The 16,617-nt window shown below is 62.8% G+C and carries 12 protein-coding genes and 1 tRNA gene; 1 reads left to right on the forward strand and 12 read right to left on the reverse strand.

Annotation, left to right across the window (positions count from 1 at the left end; all coding sequences use genetic code 11):
- Nucleotides 1–326: 326 nt before the first annotated feature.
- The 10 genes from HRF45_08065 to HRF45_08110 form a co-directional block, all read right to left on the reverse strand.
- Nucleotides 327–3,083: a valine--tRNA ligase gene (locus HRF45_08065; GenBank protein MEP0766477.1), complete on the reverse strand. Its 2,757-nt coding sequence runs from the start codon at nucleotides 3,081–3,083 to the stop codon at nucleotides 327–329.
- A gap of 40 nt (nucleotides 3,084–3,123) precedes the next feature.
- Nucleotides 3,124–3,984: an ATP synthase F1 subunit gamma gene (gene atpG, locus HRF45_08070; GenBank protein ID MEP0766478.1), complete on the reverse strand. Its 861-nt coding sequence runs from the start codon at nucleotides 3,982–3,984 to the stop codon at nucleotides 3,124–3,126.
- Nucleotides 3,985–3,990: 6 nt separating this feature from the next.
- The gene (locus HRF45_08075; GenBank protein ID MEP0766479.1) at nucleotides 3,991–5,511 is read right to left on the reverse strand and encodes a F0F1 ATP synthase subunit alpha; all 1,521 of its coding nucleotides are present in this window, start codon (nucleotides 5,509–5,511) and stop codon (nucleotides 3,991–3,993) included.
- Between the two features lie 136 nt (nucleotides 5,512–5,647).
- Complete coding sequence (locus HRF45_08080; protein ID MEP0766480.1) at nucleotides 5,648–6,157, reverse strand: nitroreductase family protein; 510 nt, start codon at nucleotides 6,155–6,157, stop codon at nucleotides 5,648–5,650.
- 185 nt (nucleotides 6,158–6,342) lie between these two features.
- A complete protein-coding gene (locus HRF45_08085) occupies nucleotides 6,343–6,516 on the reverse strand; it encodes a hypothetical protein (protein MEP0766481.1) in 174 nt (57 codons plus the stop codon).
- Nucleotides 6,517–6,522: 6 nt separating this feature from the next.
- Nucleotides 6,523–7,428, reverse strand: coding sequence for a prepilin-type N-terminal cleavage/methylation domain-containing protein (locus HRF45_08090; GenBank protein MEP0766482.1), 906 nt, complete (start codon nucleotides 7,426–7,428; stop codon nucleotides 6,523–6,525).
- Between the two features lie 100 nt (nucleotides 7,429–7,528).
- Nucleotides 7,529–8,125, reverse strand: coding sequence for a UbiX family flavin prenyltransferase (locus HRF45_08095; GenBank protein ID MEP0766483.1), 597 nt, complete (start codon nucleotides 8,123–8,125; stop codon nucleotides 7,529–7,531).
- A complete protein-coding gene (locus HRF45_08100; protein MEP0766484.1) occupies nucleotides 8,122–10,113 on the reverse strand; it encodes a thioredoxin domain-containing protein in 1,992 nt (663 codons plus the stop codon). The genes HRF45_08095 and HRF45_08100 overlap by 4 nt, the downstream gene beginning before the upstream one ends.
- A 30-nt stretch (nucleotides 10,114–10,143) precedes the next feature.
- A complete protein-coding gene (locus HRF45_08105) occupies nucleotides 10,144–11,184 on the reverse strand; it encodes a hypothetical protein (GenBank protein ID MEP0766485.1) in 1,041 nt (346 codons plus the stop codon).
- A gap of 53 nt (nucleotides 11,185–11,237) precedes the next feature.
- Nucleotides 11,238–11,312, reverse strand: a tRNA-Gly gene (locus tag HRF45_08110).
- A 269-nt stretch (nucleotides 11,313–11,581) separates the two neighbouring features.
- Between HRF45_08110 and rocD the strand changes: the two genes are divergently transcribed.
- Entirely contained in the window at nucleotides 11,582–12,826 is a 1,245-nt protein-coding gene (gene rocD, locus HRF45_08115) for an ornithine--oxo-acid transaminase (GenBank protein ID MEP0766486.1), read from the forward strand.
- Between the two features lie 140 nt (nucleotides 12,827–12,966).
- On the opposite strand, the gene HRF45_08120 is transcribed toward rocD, so the two are convergent.
- Together HRF45_08120 and aspS are read right to left on the reverse strand one after the other, a co-directional pair.
- Nucleotides 12,967–14,433, reverse strand: coding sequence for a hypothetical protein (locus HRF45_08120; protein MEP0766487.1), 1,467 nt, complete (start codon nucleotides 14,431–14,433; stop codon nucleotides 12,967–12,969).
- 344 nt (nucleotides 14,434–14,777) lie between these two features.
- On the reverse strand, nucleotides 14,778–16,583 hold the full coding sequence (aspS, locus tag HRF45_08125) for an aspartate--tRNA ligase (GenBank protein MEP0766488.1): 1,806 nt from the start codon (nucleotides 16,581–16,583) through the stop codon (nucleotides 14,778–14,780).
- Between the last annotated feature and the right edge of the window lie 34 nt (nucleotides 16,584–16,617).

A 16,617-nucleotide genomic window follows, 5' to 3' on the forward strand; every position in this document is an offset into this window, starting at 1 on the left:
GGACGGCGATGCCACGTTCGCGAGCCGATTCCGCCTGCTGACCCGGTGGCGTTGTGGGTGGGGGGTATCTGCGCACCGTGGACAGCCCTCCCGTCACGCTGAGCCTGTCGAAGCGCGGCCCAGGGCGTCCATTGTCGGGGCGTCCTCGTCATTATAAGTCACGCTGAGCTTGTCGAAGCGTGCAATCGTGCGCCGCGAGCGTTGTGGCAAGAGGTGATAGTGTGCGACGGGCGAGGCCACGCTTCGACAGGCTCAGGCTTACACAGGCTAAGCGTGACGGAAGGAGCCGCGTTGGCAGTAATTGGCCACGCCTCGTGGCGATGAGCTCAGGGGGAAGAGAACAGGCGGAGGCGCTCTTCCACCTTCTGCAGGTTAGCTGTAAGCTCGGCCGCGTCGTTCCTCGCCTTCTCCACCGCCTCGGGCTTCGCGCGCTCCAGGAACTGCGGGTTGTCCAACCGGGCCTGCACGGATGCCAGCTCCGTCTCCACCCGCTGTTTCTCGCGGGTCAGTCGCGCGATCTCCGCTTGCACGTCAATCACGCCCTCAATGGGTAGGTACAGGTCCACGGGGCCGACCGAGGCTTCCAGGCGCTTCACGGAGGCATCCGGCGGCGCGAGCTCGAGTCGCTCGAACCATGCCTGACCCGCGATCAATTCCCGTCCCTGCTGCAGCATGGCCTGGGCACGCTCGTCACAAGTTGATAAATAGAGGACTGGGCAGGCACGCATCGGTGTGAGGCCGACCTCGGCGCGAAGGCTTCTCGCAGCGCGCACGACATCAATGAGTGCGTCTATCTCCTCCTCGGCATCCGGATACCGTTTCCCTGCTTTCGGCCACTCGGCGATGCAGGCGCTCTCTCCGTGCCCCGGCAGTCGCTGATACACCTCCTCAGACAGGTGGGGCATGAAGGGGTGGAGCAAACGCATGTACACGTCCAGAACATACACTAACACGGATTGAACCACGCCGCGCTTGGCGGGATCACCCAGTCTCGGCTTGGCGGCCTCGATGTACCAGTCACACAGCTCTCCCCAAAAGAACTCCTGCAGCGGTCGCGTCGCCTCGGCCATGTTGTACACCTCGAGCGCACCGCTCGTCTGCTCCACCGTCGCAGATAGGCGTGATACGATCCACCGATCCACTAACTCCAGTTCGCTCTCGTCGGGCAGGCCGCGATAGCTAGCACGGAACTCCTCGTCCAGGTTCATCAGTACGAAGCGCGAGGCGTTCCACATCTTGTTGCAGAAGTTGCGGGCCTCCTCGATGCGCTTCTCGCCGAAGCGGATCTCTTGGTTCCAGCCGGTCTGTAGAAGCAGCGCATAGCGGAGCGAGTCGGCGCCGTACTGCTCCACTACCTCCAACGGGTCAATCCCGGTGCCTAGGGACTTAGACATGCGCTGACCTTGTTCGTTAAGCACCGTGGCATGGATGAGCACGTCGCGGAACGGGATCTCGTCTAGGTGGTACAGACCCGTTGTGATCATACGCGCTACCCACAGGTAGATGATGTCCTTCGCGGTAACTAACACGTCGGTTGGGTAGAAGCGCTTCAGGTCCGGTGTGTCGTCCGGCCAGCCGAGAACGGCATGTGGCCACAGTGCGCTGGAGAACCATGTATCGAGCACCCATGGGTCCTGCACTAGGTTGGTGCCACCGCATCGCGGGCATTCGGTGGGGGGGTCCATCTGGACGATGGGGCCACGGCGTCGGACGAGGCGCAGTCCGTCTTCACTCTCGGCGAAGTCCTCGGGGTGGCAGTCCTGGCAAAACCATGCCGGAATGCGGTGTCCCCACCATAGCTGACGAGAAACGGCCCAATCACGGATGCCGGCCATCCATCGCAAGTAGGTGTCGGCGTGACGCTCGGGCACGAAGCGAACACGCCCCTCTTCTACTACCTTCGCCGCAGGGGCTGCAAGAGCTTGCATGGCCACAAACCACTGCTCGTTCAGCATAGGCTCGAGCGCGGTGTGGCACCTCATGCATGCACCGAAGACAAGCTTGTAGTCCTCCACCTTTTCCAGCAGGCCGAGGGCTTCGAGGTCTTCGAGCACCGCCTTGCGTGCGACGTACCGATCCATACCATGGTAGCGCCGTAGAAACTCGTTTTCGCCGAATTCCTCCATCAATCCCGAGGTGTCCACAGTGGCATCCTCGGCCAGGATGCAAGGCATTGGCAGGCCGTGTCGCAGACCCACCTCGAAGTCGTTATGATCGTGCGCGGGCGTGATCTTGACGGCGCCGGTGCCGAACGCCGGGTCCGGGTGCTCATCGGCGATGAGTGGGATGGGGCGACCTACCAGACGAAGAAGCAGCTCTCTGCCAATGTGACGTGCATACCTGTCATCCTCGGGGTTGACCGCAACCGCCACATCGCCTAACATGGTTTCTGGTCGTGTGGTAGCGATGGTGATATGGCCGTCCCCGTCTGCGAAGGGGTATCGCACGTAGTACAGCTTGCCGTTCTGCTCGCGGTCCTCGACCTCTATGTCCGAGATAACGGTGTGGCAACTCGGGCACCAGTTGACCACGCGGTTGCCGAGATAGATGTGGCCGTTCTCCCACCAATCCACGAAGGTGCGGATCACGCCACTCGCATAGTGGGGGTCCATCGTGAAGGCGAGACGCCCCCACTCGAAAGAGAAACCCATGCGGCGGAACTGCGCGATGATCGTGTCGCCGTACCGGCGTTTCCACTCCCACACGCGTTCGATGAAGCGATCTCGGCCCAACTCGTGTCGGCTGGTGCCTTCGGCGCGAAGCGCCTTCTCCACCACCATCTGCGTGGCGATGCCCGCATGGTCGGTTCCAGGTAGGCAGAGCACATCGTAACCCTGCATGCGCTTCCAGCGGGTTAGCACGTCCTGAATGGTGTAACAGAGCGCGTGACCGATGTGCAATGAGCCGGTAACGTTCGGTGGCGGGATGGTGATGCAGTAGGGGACCTTTGTGGTGTTGGGGTCTCGGTCGCTCTCCGGCTTGAAGTATCCACGTTCTTCCCAGAACGCGTACCACCGGTCTTCGACTTGCTGCGGTTCGTATCGTGTGCTCAGCTCGTCCACTTCTGGACCAACCCCTTTCATGTTTCGGAAGGTTGGGCGGAGTATACCAGCGGCAGCGCCTTTACCCTGAGAGTGCTTCGGCGCCGGCGACGACCTCGAGCAGTTCCTTCGTAATGCCGGCCTGACGAACGGTATTTGCGTGGAGGGTCAACTCACGGATCATCGTGGCGGCGTTATCCGTGGCAGCGCTCATGGCGGTCATCCGGGAGCCGTGCTCGCTGGCATTCGCTTCGATGAAAGCTTGATAGACGAGCGTCCGGAGGTAGTGGGGCAGGAGCCTGCCGAGAAGCTCGGCAGCGGAGGGTTCGAAAATATAGTCGAGCGCAGGGCCGTTCTCGCCATCGCTCGGCGGCTCGATGGGCAGGAGCTGGGTCACGGTCGGCACTTGCTTCAGCGGGGAGATGAACTTGCTGTACACCACATAGATGGCATCCGTCTCGCCGGAGACGAACATCTCCGTGATGCGCGCTGTCACAGTTCCCGCGTCTACGAGTGTGGCACCCGTCGGCGGGAACGAGTAATGCTCGGCCACCTGATAGCCGCGCTTGGAGACGAACGCCTGGCCCTTTTTACCCACGGTGATGAGCCGCCACGCCTCGACCGGCCGCTCCCTCAGTAATCCCTCCGCGCATCGCAGGATGTTCGTGTTGAAGCTGCCGCACAGACCGCGATCCGAAGTGATGAGCAGCGCCCCGGCGCGTTGGATGGGACGAACGGCGAGCAGCGGATGATCTGGCAGGTCCCCCGCCGCTCCGAGCTGCCGCATCAGATCCAGCATCTTCTCTGAGAACGGGCGTGCTTGCAACACACGGTCTTGCGCTCTCTTCAGTCGCGCCGCCGCGACCAGCTTCATCGCGCGAGTGATCTGCTGGATGCTCTTGGCGGTTCGTATGCGCCCTCGGATCTGCTTCAGCGTTGCCATCTCAGTCTACTTGAACAGCTCCTTGAAGCGCTCCACGGCCTTTCGCAGTGTGTCTTCGGTCTCCGCGCTGAACTCGCCGGTGGCGCGGATGGTCTCCGGTACGTCGGGATAGTTCGCCTTCACGAACTCCAGCAGCTCCGACTCGAAGCGCGGCACATCGGCGGGGTCTATATCGTCCAGATAGCCAGCCGACCCGCTGAAGATGGAAATCACTTGGTCTTCCACGGGCATGCCGGAGAACTGGGGCTGGTTGAGCAATGCCTGCAGATGTTCACCCCGAATGAGCTGGTTCTGCGTGGCTTTGTCCAGGTCGGATGCGAACTGCGCGAACGCCTGCACCTCGCGATACTGTGCCATGTCCAATCGCAGACGACCGGCCACCGACTTCATCGCCTTGATCTGAGCGCTTCCGCCCACGCGGCTTACCGAGATGCCCACGTTGATGGCGGGGCGCACGCCAGCAAAGAACAGGTCGGGCTCCAGGTATATCTGGCCGTCCGTGATCGAGATGACGTTCGTCGGAATATACGCCGACACGTCGCCGGCTTGCGTCTCGATGATCGGGAGGGCGGTCAGGCTTCCTCCGCCCTTCTCGTCGTTCAGCTTTGCGGCACGCTCCAGCAGCCTGCTATGAAGGTAGAAAACGTCGCCGGGGTATGCCTCCCGTCCCGGAGGCCTGCGCAACAGCAAGGATACCGCTCGGTAGGCCTGTGCGTGCTTCGACAGATCATCGTACACCACCAGCGCATGCATGCCGTTGTCGCGGAAATACTCGCCGATGGTTGCGCCAGCGAACGGGGCCAGGTACTGCATCGCGTTCGAATCGTCTGCGGACGCGACGATGACCGTCGTGTAGTCCATGGCTCCGAATTGCTTCAGCGAGTCCACCACTCGCGCGATGGTGGACATGCGCTGACCGATGGCGACGTAGATGCAGTAGACCGGCTTGCTGGTCTCCTGCGTGTGCTTCTGGTTGATGATGGTGTCCACGCAGATGGCCGTTTTGCCCGTCTGGCGGTCCCCAATGACCAGCTCTCGCTGACCGCGGCCAATCGGGATCATCGAATCGATGGCCTTGATGCCGGTCTGCAACGGCTCTTTGACCGGCTGGCGCTCGACCACGCCAGGAGCCACGGTCTCGAGTTTGCGGAACTCGTCGGACTGAATTGGCCCGCCGCCGTCCACTGGCTGACCGAGGGCGTTGATGACTCGACCCAGCACGCCGCGTCCGACCGGGATCTCGATGATGCGCCCGGTGCGCTTTACCTCGTCGCCTTCTGAGATGGCACTGTCGGAGCCGAGCAAGATGGCGCCGATGTTGTCCTCTTCGAGGTTCAGCGCCAGGCCGAAGACGCCGCCTGGGAACTCCAGTAGCTCTCCCATCATGGCGTCCTTCAGGCCATACACGCGGGCGATGCCGTCGCCCACCTGTAGCACGACGCCCACGCTCTCGACGGTGGTGCCGCTGCGAAACTCGGTGAGTTCCTTCTCTAGGATGCTGGTGATCTCTTCCGGTCGAATGGGCATGTCGGTCTGTCCCCCTGCGCATGAAGCCGCCGGTGCCTCGCCCATAAGGACCCAGGCACACGGCAAACCGCGTCCGCCCCGAAGCGGCGCGGTCAGTCCGCTCTTTATACCTCAGAGCCTCCTGCGCGGTCGAAGCTCACCAGAGGTTCGTGTGGATGCGGCTTTCATCGAATCGCTCGGGATGTTCCGGTGTGTCTGCGGGTATGCCGATGGGCACGAAGGCGAAGGGCTCGACGTAGCTAGGCAACTGAAAAGCGCGGCGGAAGGAAAGCACGCGCTCTGGGTCCGGGTAGACCGCAGTCCACACCGCGCCCAAGCCCAACCCGTGCGCCATCAGCAGCAAGTTCTGCGTGGCGGCGGCGAGGTCTTGCGGCCACAGATCGCGATACTTGACGCCGGTGGTGTCGGAGCAGACGAGAACGCCGACGCTGGCCTGCTTGCTCATCTGGGCGTAGGGATGGATTAGGGCGACGGTGTCTAAGAGGCGTCGGTCTCGAACGACGATGAAATGCCAAGGTCTCTGGTTGCCGGCAGAGGGAGCGTACATTGCCGCGAGAAGCATCTCGCGCACAGATTCTTCGGGGATCTCGCCCGGGGCGAAGTTTCGGATGCTTCTGCGGTGCAGGATTGCCTCGCGCAGGTCCATGGTCTCTCCTTGTCGTGTACTCCGCCTACGGCGAGGCGGAGAAGTGTCGCTATCTCCCTTCTCGCGAAGAATCGCACAATCCTGCCGAGGTGGGCCCTTTGTTGATGCCTCCGCCGCAAGCGGTGGAGATATTCATGGCTCTCACGAAGCGCGAGGGGCGGGTGATTGCCCGCCCCTCGACGAGACTACATGCCTGGAGCCGAGCCGGGTGGAACCGCTCCGGGCGGGTCACCGTATCGCTCTGGAACCTGGCCCGGATCGGTGCCCTGGCCTCCCATGTAGCGAGCCACGACGAAGCCCGCAATAACGATCAGAACGACCAAGACGATGATCAGCCCGAGCTTGTTATCCTTGCCCATTGCCGACTACTCCGCCAGACACCCGTAGATCCAGGTCATCCACTTGATGTTTGCGGCATTCGCGTCGCGCCGGCTTTGGTCTCGATGCCAGCTGTCGCCGCAGGAAGCGGGCACGTCCGCGATGTTCATGGTAGGCTTCACCTGGTCCCATCGGTAGAACTTGGTGTGGCTGTCGAGGAACGTGATGTTGAGGCCGCCTCCGTTCTCATTGAAGCCGGAGAGTGACTCGCCTTGCTTGCCTGCGATGTGGCGGGTCGAAGCACAGATGCCGGCGCAGTTCACGCACATGTTATCCGTTTCATAGCCCTTGAACCTGTTGTGCCCGGAGATGGACACACACTCGTTGATGGTGGTTCGGTAGCTTCCCGGTACGGAGTCGGCGAACCAGACGTTCTTGGCCTTCGAGCGAACCAGGCGTTCGCGAACGATAATCGCATTGTCGCCGCTGTACCAACCCCCAATTCCGACGTTCAATCCGATGTTCAGCCATCCGTGGTTGTCGTCCTCGGAGTAGTTCCACCGCGTCGCGAACTTCGCTGGGTTGTTGAGCCGCGTGTCGCGGTTCTTATCACGGGATGGGCAAAGCAGCACCTGCTTCGACTTGACGTAAGGTTGGATGAGCCCGGTCCAGATGTAGCCGGCCGGGAAGCTGTCCGGATTGTTGATATGCACGCGACCATAGAACAGGGTGCCGTTCTGGTCGAGCGTATACATCGTGCCTGCCTTGCCGAGTTGATTGCTGTTGCTCGCGCACTGGGTCTTCATGGCGGCCTCGCGCGCCTGCGCGAAGACAGGGAAGAGAATTGCTGCAAGGATTGCGATGATTGCGATAACGACCAGCAGCTCGATAAGGGTGAAACCTTTTCGCTGCATCCGAGATAACCTCCCTATACGAGAATGAAGTGACGGCATAGAGTATATCAAGGATTCCAGGGATTTGCGAGTTAGCGCATCGAATTGGCGATGATCGCCTCGGAATGTACTCGATTAGGCGCATTCTGTGACAAAACGCTCATAGTCCCCATTCCATCGCATCCGGGTCCGGCCTGCCCAAACACTGCAGCGCCCGCCGCACCACACCGTCCACCAGCTCGTTCACAGTGGTCTGCCCGAAGTAGAAGCTCGGGCTGGCAGGCAGAACGATCGCTCCGGCCTCCGTGACCGCAACCAGGTTGCGCAGGTGAACCAGGCTGAGCGGACTCTCTCGAATTAACAGCACCAGTCGCCGACGCTCCTTCAGCGCCACGTCTGCAGCCCGCGTGATTAGATCGTCCGATACGCCGTGCGCGATCCGCCCGACAGTACCCATGGAGCACGGGGCAATCAGCATCCCTTCGTGTCGGAACGACCCGCTCGCAGGCGGAGTCAAGAAGTCGCGATGGCCCAGGAACCGTACGTTGGGCAGTGGAGGCAGTCCCAAGCCCTCGGCGCTCGGCCTCTCCGGGTCTACGGTTAATCCCAACTCCTGCTTCAGCACGATGGCAGCGGGTGGCGAGATGATGGCGTACACCTCGTCGAAAGCGGTGGCCACGCGTTGGAGCGCGCAGACGCCATAGATCGCCCCACTTGCGCCTGTGATCCCTAGGACGACCCGTCCCGATGCGCTCAATCCTTTGCCCCCTTAGTCACTTTCAAGTAGCGGTCCGTGGCCATCGCTATGCCCGCCCGCTCCATCTCGGCGCCGCTCAGACTCCCTCCGAAGGCGTATAGAATGCGCCGCGCGAGCTGCAGGTGCTTGCGATCGCCGACAATCTCGTGCAGTTCGAGCACCAGCATTGCAGCAGCCGCGTTGGGCGAGATCATCTCGCCGTCCTCGACAGGCTTTAGGCTGATCATCCCGTTCCGAACGAGCTTGCTATCCACCGACTGCCCAGCCGCAAGCCGCGCTCGGTTACGATCGTCTCTGCGTCGGTCCTCGCTCCGCCACCACAAACCCCACCATCCATGGCGGTCCTCGAATGCCGCCTCGATCCGCTCGGCCTGCTTGACAGCAAAGTGGAGATATGCCTCGTCGCGTGTGACTCGGTACAGGACGATGGCGGCCCGTGCGGGCCACACCTGATCCGCAAGCAGACCCTCTGGGGCTCCAGGACCGTGGGGCAACAGACCAAACCGGTCTCTTGGAAGCTCCATCAGTTGGTTCACCGTGCGTCGGGCCACCTCGATATACTGGGAGTCTGCCAGCACCTCGCCGGCCGACGCGAAGGCGTACGCAGCAGCACCGTTGAGGTTGGTGTATACCGAGCTGTCCTTTGGCGGCATCATCGTCTTTCGTGCCGGGGCATCCGCCATCTTGTCCACTGCGTCAGCCACTATCTCGCGGGCGTCCATCACGGATGTGCCCATCGCCTCCGCAACTTGCTCATAGGTTCGCGCAGCCCGCAGCGCGTGAAGAGAAGAGTTCCAGCCTAGCCCCTCCTTACCTTCGATGCCGAAGCGCAACGTCGCCGCGGTCAGTTCCGACGGCGTCAGGATGCCTTGAAGGTCTCTGACTGACCAGGCGTAGTAGCGCCCTGGTTCCTCGGGTTTGAAGGCACCGGCAATCCCCGTGATGAACGTGCCTTCGACCTGATCCCACATCTCGGACTGCAGCAGGTCGGCTGTGCGGCGAGCGACGGCGATGAACGACGGATTGTCCAGCAGAACACCTGCCCGAGCGTACAGTGATAGCATCTGAGCGTTGGCCTCGGTGAGCTTGGCGAAGTCGGGGAGTGTCATCTGGCGGTCGCGACTGCGAAGGTGGAAGCCACCGTGGACGGGATCGTGCAGTGCGCTATCTGCCAACCGCTCGAGTGCTGCCGTTAGAATGCGCTCGGCCTCGAGGTCACCACCTTCTGCACGGTGTAACAAGAACCCTAGCGCCGCACCATCCAGCCGCTTTCCCACCTCACCCGGTCGCAGGAAGCCGCCATTCGCTGAGTCGAAGAGCCTCACAATCGCATCGCGCGCCTCGATCACCGCTTGGACGCTTGGCGCAGCCGGGCGCTGCTCCGATGCCACGATGGCTTCCTCGACGCGAGCCCTCACCCTCACGACCGACCGAACGACTTCGCTGCGATTCAGCGACCACAGATCTATCGCGTTCTTCACGAAGAGCAGCATGCTTGGATCGCCGTCGGGTGGCAACGGCCCTGTTGCGGCATACACCTCGCCTTCCGGCGTGGCTGCCAGATAGAGCGGCAACCCCGCCACATCGGAGGCGGCCTTGGCTTGCCACGCCAGCGAGTCTGCCAAGTCGGGCCGCTGAGCCGCATCCACCTTGACGCACACGAAGTGGCTGTTCAGATACTGGGCTATCTCGGGCTCGCCGAAGCACGACTGACCGAGCACCTGCGCCTCGTTGCTCCAGAACACACCGACGTCTACGAACAGTGGTTTGTCTTCGCGCTCGGCACGGGCCAGCGCCTCGGCCCCCCACTCGCTCCAATCGACCAACTCGTAGCGACAGGCCCAGAGATAGCCGGAGGAGGAGTTCTTGAGCGCGTTGGCGCGCCCATGCACTTCGTACCGCTCGAGGTACTTCGCACCCATCGCGGCTAGGGCTATGACCAGCACTACGTTGGCGAGCACTCGGTGGTTCGGCTTCAGACGCTGCACTCTCTCGATACCCTCTAGAGGCAGACTACCCTACTGAGGCTCATCCGTCTCCGGAGCCTCACCCGCGCGGAGAAGATGCTGAGGGTTGGTCGGCGCATCGCTGGCGGGCCGCAGAAGCCGCCCCTCATCCTCGTTCACCCCGTTCGCAGCGCGGAGGAGGGTCGGGGACTCCTTGCGCCACTCTAGCCGCTTGCGGAGAGCCGGCAGCGCGTCGTCAATCGCCTTCCGCACCGGGTGGTCATGCGGCAAAGCCGCCGACGTGCTCAAATAGAACGACTCCGTGTGATGATCGCCTACGTACACCAGTGCCTTCACTGCCGCCACTGCGGTCTCGGGGGAGGCGAGCAACACTACGTTGTGCAACGCCTGGATCTCGCGGGCGGTGAACTTGCCCGCGTGAGAATCGGACAGCTTGGGCAAGAGCCTCTTCAGCGCCTCCTCCGCGGCCACTGACACAGAACCACCCGCCCGAAACTGCTGTGCGACCGCGCCGCACGCCAGCGGGTCGCCCGTCAGCCCGAGCGCTCTGACCAGCCGACTTCGGTACTGATCGTGAGTCGGGACGCCAGCGAGGCCGATGGAGAAGAAGATGAGGCACCACCAGCCCCTCATCAGGAAGTAGACCGTTGCTGCGATGGCTATCCACCGAAATACCCATTTCCGCCACAAGATGCCGTGGCTAAGGCGCCGAAGCCGGTTAGCCAGGCGCTTCACGGGGTCCGCCCCTCGGATCTGCGCAAGCACCGGAAGGAAGCGGTCTGCATGTTGCGGGCGGGTCTCCAACGCCTGGAGCAGCGGCTCGCGCGCTCGGGATCCATACACCAGCAGCCCGGCTTGCGCCATCGCGGTGACGCGCGCGTTGCGGCGGACCAAGTTGGAGATCAGAAAGGCCACGCGGCGCGGAACGTCCCGCGGCATCATCTGTCGGCGCTTGCCGCATTGGGAGCATCGCCAATAGCCGCCCGGCTGTGGCAACACAGTGTCGCAAGGATGACCGCATCCGCGACAGAAGGCGACCGCTTCGTCTTCCTTGCGAATCTGAACCTCTTCCGGGGACGGCTTGCGCTCCATGCTGAGAAGTGTACGTCAGGAAGGCCGGCCGGGTGGCGAAGTGGGCAACGAAATGGAGCGGGAGACGAGGCTCGAACTCGCGACCCTCTCGTTGGCAACGAGATGCTCTACCACTGAGCTACTCCCGCTCGGCAATTCGAAAGTATACCAAAGTCGTGCGCGAATGGCAAGCTACTGGGCAAGTTGCGCTCTCGTGGCTCCGACGTCCCGCCGGAGGGGGCCTGGGTGCCCGCCTTCGCGGGGACGACACGGTGCTGCGCGTCCCGTCGGACGGGGGCACCGCCGGGACGGCGAAACTGCCGTGCAACCGCTGGGCCGGGGGTTCACAGGAACGGACGCAGGCCGGTATGCTCGGACCAAGGAGCAACGACGTATGACACCCACCACCAAGACCGGCATGCTGGACCGGCTGCTGAAGGACGGCATTCCCGCCACCGTCGAGGCGCTCTCGCACGAGGAGACGCTCGCCCTCACCGACGAAGTGTGCGCCCACAACTACCACCCTATCCCTGTCGTCATCACCCGCGGCGAGGGTGCGGAGGTGTGGGACAAGGAGGGTAACCGTTACTACGACATGGTGGGATGCTACTCCGCGCTGGCGCACGGCCACCGTAACTACGCCGTGATGAAAGCAGCGTTGGAGCAGATGCAACGCGTCACTCTCACCTCACGCGCCGTGTACACCGCCGAGATGGCCGTTTTCCTCGCGGCGCTTTGCGAGTTCTGCGACGCCGAGATGGCCTTGCCAATGAACTCCGGCACCGAAGCCGTGGAGACCGCCATCAAGCTGGCTCGCAAGTGGGCGCACACGGTGAAGGGTGTACCACGTGGCAAGGCGGAGATCATCGCTGCCGAAGGCAACTTCCACGGGCGGAGCATCGCAATCGTCAGCTTCTCGACGGAGGACCAGTACCACGAGGGCTTCGAGCCGCTTACGCCGGGCTTCTCCATAGTGCCGTTCGGGGATGCTCCGGCCATTGAGCGAGCCATTACGCCAAACACCGCCGCCGTGCTTCTGGAGCCCATTCAAGCCGAAGGCGGCATCATCGTGCCGCCGCCAGGCTACCTCGCAGAAGTGAGACGCATCTGCACCGAGCGCAACGTGCTGCTCATCTGGGACGAGGTGCAGACCGGTTTCAGTCGCACAGGCCGGCGCTTCGCGTGGCAGTGGGAGGATGCCAAGCCCGACATGATGGCGCTCGGCAAGGCGCTGGGAGGTGGCCTTTACCCCGTCTCGGCGGTGGTAGGCCGGCGCGACGTGCTCGGCGTCTTCCAGCCAGGCGATCATGGCAGCACGTTCGGGGGCAACCCGCTCGCCTGCGCGGTGGGTCTCGCCGCGCTCATGGAGATGCTGCGGCACCGCCTCGATGAACGGGCGGAGGAACTGGGAGCCGTGTTGCGAGAGGGTCTGCAGCCGCTAGTCGGCGATCAGGTGAAGGAGGTCCGGGGCAAGGGGTTACTGGTCGGCGTGGAGTTCCACGCCTCGGCGGGCACGGCGCGTGACCGGATTCCGAAGCTCCTCGACCGGGGAATTCTGACAAAGGATACGCATCAGCAGACGCTCCGCTTCGCGCCGCCGCTCACCATCAGTCGCGAGCAATTGGACGACGCGATCCGGCGCATCCGGGAAGCTCTTGCCTAGACGGGCGGCGTTCTGCAACAGAATCGCCTGCGTAGTGCCCTACGGGCCACAACGGTTATAGGGTTTCACGAGCTGCCAGTGTCGGCCAGGGTGGTGCGGGCGGCCTTCGGCCGCCCGCACTCGTCATTCAAGCCAACCCGCTACCATGGATCGCCAGGTATTCCGAAGTTGACCAGCACGATGTTAAGATCGGCGAGGTCCACCAGGCCGCTGCCGTCGAGATCGGCGTCGTTCGGTGCGGGGTTCCCGAACTCGACGAGCACCTTATTCAGGTCGATCAGGTTCACGTGGTTGTCTTGCACCGCATCCCCGTTGATCAGTTGGAAGCTCATCGGCGTGGTCGTTCCCGCTTGCAGCGCATACACGCCGGGCAACGTCTGGCGAAGCCAGTGGGTGTGTTTGAGCGAGGCGATGAACAACCCGCTCAGCCGCGTGACTGCCACGAAGTGGCCGTTCGAATCCGGCCGAATGGGGATGACGAACTCGCGCGCTGGCGGCATCGAATCCTTAAGATGCAGCTCGAGCGGCTCGAACTGGGGGTCTGCCCGATAGTGCCCGAGGTGGATGTCGCCTTCGATCTGGCTGAACTGCAACCACGCACCGATCACGTCAGGCAAGATGCCCATCGCAGGATAGCTGCGGGTCCAGACAACCACGCCCTCCGACACGTCTGGCTCGGTATCGGCACCGATCGAGCCGCCAGCCTGGCTAATCAAGAACTCCTCCTCCGTAGAGAGGTCGTAGCCCATGATGACGGGAGCACCGTAGCGATAGTCCTCCCAAACGACGATGTTGCCCCAGATTGCGGGGTTCCTCTGATCGCCGGGGGCAATGCAGATCGGTTTGGGGGGTATATCCGGATCATCGATTCGGCGTGCGTAGATGTCCGTGTCCCAGCCGACCAGCGAGACAAACTCGTAAACGACCCAGTTACCGCTTATTGCCGGCGCGGCTTCCTCATCGAGGGTTCTCGTCAAGTTGGTCTCCGCGCTCAGCACTCGCAGGTCCTTGAAGAAGAGGTCCCACGCTCCGTCTGGTTGTGGCCGGTTATCCGACCAAACCACTTTGTATCCGAACACGTCGGGACTACGCTGAACGTCGGGCTCCATGCACACGGGATACGTCTGCATGGAGTCGAGGTCGCAAGCCCACACGTCTGGACCGAACCCGGCTAGCGAATCGAGCTCGTAGACCACGTTGGGCCCGAAGCAGCGAGGCCGCTTCTCGGGGTCAGGGGAAGCAGCCACGGGGAACTCCGGACTGCCCGGTGGCCATACGAGGCCCCAGATGTCGGGACCCGTGGCCCAACGGTAATCCTCCCAAACGCACAGAGGCGCTCCGCGCCACATTCCGATCTGCGGCCGGAGCTGATCGCGCAGGGCTTGACACACCGGAAACGGCCACGGGTTTCGCAGGTCGGTGCCCCAGATATCGAACCCGGGGTCGGTACCGGACCGGTCGTCGGCCCAAACCACCATGCCGTAGGAGACGGATGGCTGCCATTCCGTCTGGGGGCCGACGGAGATAGGAAACTCGACGACCTGCTGTGCTGCCGCCGCGCCCGCGCAGCTCAGCGCCAGCAGGACAAACAGTATTCGATCGAACATTCCAAGCCTCCTCTTTGGGTTAGCTCGATGACCGATCGGAAGAGCCGCCGTGAGGGCGACACAGACCGCCCCACACCCATGATATTATACAGCAGGAATCGGCGAGTGGCCAGATTTGCAGGGTGCGGGATCCGCGGGGGAGCAACGGATGAAACCAAACCGCGACCCCGTGGGGGGTCGAGGGGGAAATCGGCCTGGGGTGAGCGTCCCGCTCCGCGGCCTGCAGAGCGTGGCCTTATGACGCCCTCCCCATCCGGGTTTTCTCAGCAGTAGCATTCTATCAAAGTCCGACGCAATATGCAACCCGGCAGTCGTCCTAGGTGTGAAGTTCGAGCAGATTTCGGCTAATCTTTTTGACCGCCGTCGTCTTTCGGGGCTGTCTCGCGAAGCGCGAGGCCCAGCTCTTCCCACTGCTCGTCCTGGATGGGCGCAGGTGAGTCCATCAGCGGATCGTAGCCGGCAGCGATCTTGGGGAAGGCGATCACCTCGCGGATGTTCTCGTCGCCCATCAGGAACATCACCAGCCGGTCAATCCCCGGTGCGATTCCGCCGTGAGGCGGCGCGCCATACTCGAAGGCCTCCAACATATGCCCGAAGCGGTCCACCTGGGTGTGGGCGTCTATGCCGAGCAGGTCGAACACTTTCGCCTGGATGTCGCGGCGGTGAATACGGATGGACCCGCTAGCCCATTCCACGCCGTTGCACACCACGTCGTAGCACTGCGCGCGAATGCGCCCCGGGTCCGAGTCGAAGAGGGGTAAGTCCTCTTCGTGCGGCATGGTGAAGGGGTGATGCGAGGAATCCCACCGCTGCTCTTCTTCGTTCCATAGCACCAGCGGAAAGTCGGTAATAAAGCAGAAGTACAGCTTCGAAGGGTCGCGCAGGTCACACCGCGAGCCGATCTCCACCCTCAGGCGAGCCAGGGCCTCGTCTGCCACCGCCTTCGCGTCAGCTACGATGCACACCAGGTCTCCATTCTCGGCCTCACACCGCCGGGCGATCTCGGCGATGCGCTCCTCGCTCAGATGCTTGGCGGCGGCCCCTTTCGCGCCCTCGTCGGTGAGTGCTAAGTACGCCATGCCCTTCGCGCCGAAGGACTTGGCGAACTCCACTAGCTCCTCGATCTCCCGACGGCTGAGCGAGGCACCGCCGGGGTATCGCACCGCTCGGACCACGCCCCCCGAGTCCAACACGCTGCGGAACACCGCGAACTCCGAGTCCGCCACCAGGTCGTTCAGCGTCTTCAGTTCGAGGCCGAACCGCAGATCGGGCTTGTCGGTGCCGAAGCGTTCCATCGCCTCGTCGTAGGTGAGGCGCGGCCACGGAGAAAGCATCTCTTTGTTCGAGAGCTGTCGCACCACCGAAGACGTCAACTCCTCGGTGAGCGAAAGGATGTCTTCTTGCTCGACGAAGGACATCTCGAGGTCGAGCTGAGTGAACTCGGGCTGCCTGTCCGCGCGTTGCGCCTCGTCGCGGAAGCAACGGGCGATTTGGAAGTAGCGCTCCACACCACCCACCATAAGAAGCTGCTTGTACTGCTGTGGCGACTGCGGCAGCGCGTAGAACTTCCCGGGTGCCAACCGATAGGGCACCACGTAGTCGCGGGCGCCTTCGGGCGTGGCTTTGGTCATGATCGGCGTCTCGACTTCCAGAAAGCCGCGCTCATGGAGAAAATCGCGGATCAGCTTGACCACTTTGTGCCGTACTTCCAGTCGCTCGTACATGCTGGGGCGGCGCAAGTCTATGTAGCGGTGCTTGATGCGCAGCTCTTCGTTCACGGACTGCATCTGACGCTCGTCCGACACGGGGAAGGGTAGCACCTTGCACGTGTTGAGCACCTCGATCTCGCGGGCCTCCAACTCGATGTCGCCGGTAGGCATCGCCGGGTTCTCCGCGCCGGGCTGACGGAGATGAACGGGGCCGGTGACGGACAGTACGTATTCGCTCTTAACGTCGCGGAGGCCGAGGCGCTCCACGTCGTCGGCGCGCACCACGATCTGCGTGATCCCGGTACGGTCACGCAGGTTGATGAACACGAGGTCGCCGTGGTCGCGGATGCGATGCACCCAGCCGTTGAGGGTCACGTCCCTGCCCACGTGCTCCTTGCGTAGTTCCCCGCATCCGTGCGTTCTCTTCTTCCAGCGTGCCAATCCGTGCAACCTCCCCAGGCAGTTCTCGGAATCT

This window comes from Fimbriimonadia bacterium, from assembly GCA_039961735.1.
GTDB lineage: Bacteria > Armatimonadota > Fimbriimonadia > Fimbriimonadales > JABRVX01 > JABRVX01.

Coding starts and splice junctions, on each gene's coding strand:
- HRF45_08065 (MEP0766477.1), bottom strand. CDS start 3,083: ATGAAAGGGGTTGGTCCAGAAGTGGACGAGCTGAGCACACGATACGAA.
- atpG (MEP0766478.1), bottom strand. CDS start 3,984: ATGGCAACGCTGAAGCAGATCCGAGGGCGCATACGAACCGCCAAGAGC.
- HRF45_08075 (MEP0766479.1), bottom strand. CDS start 5,511: ATGCCCATTCGACCGGAAGAGATCACCAGCATCCTAGAGAAGGAACTC.
- HRF45_08080 (MEP0766480.1), bottom strand. CDS start 6,157: ATGGACCTGCGCGAGGCAATCCTGCACCGCAGAAGCATCCGAAACTTC.
- HRF45_08085 (MEP0766481.1), bottom strand. CDS start 6,516: ATGGGCAAGGATAACAAGCTCGGGCTGATCATCGTCTTGGTCGTTCTG.
- HRF45_08090 (MEP0766482.1), bottom strand. CDS start 7,428: ATGCCGTCACTTCATTCTCGTATAGGGAGGTTATCTCGGATGCAGCGA.
- HRF45_08105 (MEP0766485.1), bottom strand. CDS start 11,184: ATGGAGCGCAAGCCGTCCCCGGAAGAGGTTCAGATTCGCAAGGAAGAC.
- rocD (MEP0766486.1), top strand. CDS start 11,582: ATGCTGGACCGGCTGCTGAAGGACGGCATTCCCGCCACCGTCGAGGCG.
- HRF45_08120 (MEP0766487.1), bottom strand. CDS start 14,433: ATGTTCGATCGAATACTGTTTGTCCTGCTGGCGCTGAGCTGCGCGGGC.